The organism is Ruegeria sp. AI3 (assembly GCF_056541245.1).
Genome location: NZ_JBQFYA010000099.1, coordinates 1 through 543 on the forward strand (window position 1 = coordinate 1; position 543 = coordinate 543).

Here is a 543-nt window from a genome sequence, read left to right on the forward strand (position 1 = left end):
GCCAGTTCGCGGGGGTGAGCCGTGTTTTGACAAGGAACCCTCCCACATGTGTTTCGATCTCGACCTGCGACAGGACGCCCGCCTCCTTTGGGTCGAAACAGTTGAGAGCGCCTCGCACCTGACCTACATTTGCATAATCGGCCAGCAGAAAGATCGCCAGCTTCTCCCAACCCGAGAAAGAGGACGAATATGGTCGGTAAACTCATCCCATATGCCATCTTGATTATGGTCACCATCGCAGCGATTTGGCGCGGCGCTCCGTATGAGACGGTGGTCGTCATCGGGCTTGTGGCGGCCTGGTACACTATTCGCATTTACCTTACGGACTCTGTGCCCCTTCAAGTGCAGCAGGAGCGGGATGCACGGCGTGAGCGGCTGCTGACCGCGTCAGTGGCCGTTGGGATGATATTCCTGCCGCTGATCGCACTGGCGACACCGTTGTTTGATTTTGCGGCCTATTCAGCCCTACCAGGTCAATTCTTGTTGGGAGGAGCGGCGGCGCTGGTGGGTCTATACTGCTTCTGGCGCTCTCACGCGGATCTT

Annotated in this window: 1 protein-coding gene; it reads left to right on the top strand. The window is 57.6% G+C overall.

What is annotated here, in order from left to right; all coding sequences use genetic code 11:
* Positions 1–189: 189 nt before the first annotated feature.
* Positions 190–543, top strand: a 354-nt coding sequence (locus tag ACRZ95_RS23250) for a hypothetical protein (protein ID WP_480555778.1), incomplete at its 3' end; no start/stop codon positions are given.